Annotated in this window: 3 protein-coding genes and 1 pseudogene; 3 read left to right on the plus strand and 1 reads right to left on the minus strand. The window is 45.6% G+C overall.

Annotation, left to right across the window (positions count from 1 at the left end; translation table 11 throughout):
- Positions 1-519, minus strand: a pseudogene (locus tag ABYB02_RS16140) (acetyl-CoA C-acyltransferase); the annotation flags it as partial.
- A 329-nt stretch (positions 520-848) separates the two neighbouring features.
- Between ABYB02_RS16140 and ABYB02_RS16145 the strand changes: the two are divergent.
- The 3 genes from ABYB02_RS16145 to ABYB02_RS16155 form a co-directional block, all read left to right on the plus strand.
- Complete coding sequence (locus ABYB02_RS16145) at positions 849-1,805, plus strand: AAA family ATPase (protein ID WP_372763403.1); 957 nt, start codon at positions 849-851, stop codon at positions 1,803-1,805.
- 3 nt (positions 1,806-1,808) lie between these two features.
- The gene (locus ABYB02_RS16150; protein WP_372763404.1) at positions 1,809-2,753 is read left to right on the plus strand and encodes a DUF58 domain-containing protein; all 945 of its coding nucleotides are present in this window, start codon (positions 1,809-1,811) and stop codon (positions 2,751-2,753) included.
- Positions 2,754-2,755: 2 nt separating this feature from the next.
- On the plus strand, positions 2,756-3,061 hold a 306-nt coding region (locus ABYB02_RS16155), incomplete at its 3' end, for a DUF4381 domain-containing protein (protein WP_372763405.1).

Consider the following 3,061-nt stretch of genomic DNA (forward strand, 5'->3'; position numbering starts at 1 on the left):
AGGTGGCACCGGTAATAAGTCTTTTAAACGCAATTTAGAAAAGATTTTTAATCGCTGACCCAGAGTACGTGCTTTATTTAAATCAACTAAACTGCCGGCCAATTTTTTGCTTACGCCAATCGGTAATACAGATGACGAGTCGGCGCCACCGGCAATGCCCACTGTCACAGAGCCGGCCATAATTGACTCGGCCACATTAGCAATCGCCTGAAAGCTGGTCGCACACGCGCGCGATACAGAATACGCATCAACCGATACTGGCATGCCGGTGCCTAGAACTATTTCGCGTGCAATATTTGGGGCTTCTGGCATTTGTACTACTTGACCAAATACCAGTTGATCAATTTCTGCTTTATTGAAATTTAATCGTTCCAGCATTTCGTTAACCACTAATTTCCCCATATCCAATGCTGGTACATGGTGAAACGCTGTTGCTTGCTTAGCAAAAGGAGTTCGTAAGCCGCTCACTATGGCAATACGGTCGCCTTTTGGTGTTTTTAGTATGTTTTGCTCAGACATTTATTATGCTCTCCCGCTGACAGGTCTGACCTGTTTATTTTACTCGATTCTAAACAACCCGTGTACTAAAGCCAATAGATAAACTGAAATTAATGTAACTGCGGCCAAATAAATTATTCAAGCAGCTGCTTTAAGCACCAACAATAGGCTTTTTTAGCCGATTTATCAAAGTTTTGTGGCTAACTAAAAATCGTTAAAAAATAGCGAACTATTTTCTAAAATAGAGTCTAACTCTTGAGTTATCCACTTATACACCTTATAACTAGGTCAGTATTTCATACCCAAGCAACTTAGGGTTCACTTCAGCTGACGAGGACAGTCTACTTATTATGGCAGCTAACGCATTTTCACAATTAAAAACCTACTTAGATACACAAATTATTGGCCAGCCACAGCTCACTGAAGCGCTACTTATTACTATTTTAGCTGACGGGCATCTCTTAGTAGAAGGCCCTCCTGGGCTTGCCAAAACCCGTGCGGTTAATGCGCTGGCGAAAGGCATTGAAGGTTCGTTTCAGCGGGTACAGTTTACTCCCGACTTACTGCCTGCCGATATTACTGGCACCGATATTTACCGCCAACAAACCAATGAGTTTGTATTTGAAAAAGGGCCGCTGTTTCATAACCTTATTTTAGCCGACGAAATAAACCGCGCCCCTGCTAAAGTGCAATCGGCGCTATTAGAAGCCATGGCCGAGCGCCAAGTTACGGTGGGCAAAAACACCTACCCGCTAAGTGAATTGTTTTTAGTGATGGCCACGCAAAACCCACTTGAGCAAGAAGGCACCTACCCGCTGCCAGAAGCGCAGCTTGACCGCTTTTTATTACATTTAAACATTGGCTACCCAGGTGCCGAACATGAGCTGGATATTTTACGTCTAACCCGTGGCGAAGCACTTAACGCACAGCCGGTGGCAATGCAGCAAATTAGCCAAAGTGATTTATTTGCCGCGCGCCAAGCTATTTTAGGGCTTTATTTGTCAGCACCACTTGAGCAGTACTTAGTGCAACTAATTATTGCCACCCGCGAAGGGGCTAAATTAGACGCGCAACTAGGCAGCTGGATTGAGTTTGGTGCCAGCCCACGTGCCACGATTGCGCTTGATAAATGCGCCCGTGCCCACGCGTGGTTACAAGGTCGTGATTTTGTCGCACCCGATGACATTCAGGCCGTGGTTCATAATGTATTACGCCATCGTATTATTTTAAGTTACGAAGCCCAAGCCGACGGCATTACTAAAGATCAGGTGATCAGCCGGATTGTTGAACTCGTAGCCGTACCTTAAGTTATGCAAACACCATTAAACCCGCACGACTGGCTTAAACAAAGCCATAGCCAAGGGGTGAACTTAGCCCTGAAAGAGCTAATGTATTACAAGGCTAAAGCACAGTTGCTTGAGCTGGCTCCTAAGGTGAAAATTAAAAACACCTTAAGCGGCCAATACCTAGCACCGCATAAAGGCCGAGGCATGGAATTTGCTGAAGTACGTCATTATCAACAAGGCGATGATATTCGCTCTATTGATTGGCGCGTTACTGCACGCACTGGCGAAACACACACTAAGCTGTTTCAAGAAGAAAAAGAACGGCCAGTGTTTGTCTTTACCGACTTTTCAAACTCGATGCTATTTGGTTCAAAGCTATTATTAAAATCAGTGCAAGCCGCACACATCAGTGCACTGGTTGCTTGGTCGGCCTGCCAACGCGGGGATCGCATTGGCGGTATTGTGTTTAATCAACACAGTCATTTAGAGCTTAAACCCAGTGCGCGCGAAAAAGCCGTATTAAAGCTATGCCATAACTTATGCGACAACCACCAACAAGCACTCAAGGCGATTGATCAACCCGCCACTAATAATTTTACTGCTAATTTAAAACGGCTGAACCACTTAGCCAAACCGGGCAGTTTAGTGTATATCGTCTCTGACTTTAGCGCTTTAGACGATGCCAGCTTGAAACAACTCGAAATACTGAGCCGCCATTGTGAGCTGATTGGTTGCCATGTAAGCGATCCCTTTGAGCATCAGTTACCCGCTTTTAAACACGCCGTCACTGTCAATGCCAATGGCCAAGACTTTGCGCTGCCGTTAATGGATAACCGCTTTAGAGCGCGTTTTGCAAAAGAAGCCGAGCAAGCCTTTAGCACCCGCTTTAATCGCTTAACTAAATCGGGACTCAATTTAATTTCATTCAATGCAGCCACTCCGCTTGAGCTGCAATTAGTGAGAAAGTAACTATGCAAACTAATCCTCTCGATGGCCTGCACGACATCATAGCGCCTAGCCAAGTGAGCATCTGGCCGCTCGCACCGGCATGGTGGGTTATTATTGCGCTGCTGTGCGTACTCGTGGCTGCCTCGGCTTACTGGCTGTATAAACGCTATCAATTTAACAAAGCGAAGCGTTACGCTATACAGCTTAGTCAACAACACGAAAGTGCTCAGCAACTGCATATTATTTTAAAGCGCTTAGTTATTGCCTATTACGACAAACGCTTGGCCGCGCAAGCCACCGCTGCGTGGTGCACTACGTTAACAACCTTG

The organism is Pseudoalteromonas sp. (assembly GCF_041613455.1).
Taxonomy (GTDB): domain Bacteria; phylum Pseudomonadota; class Gammaproteobacteria; order Enterobacterales; family Alteromonadaceae; genus Pseudoalteromonas.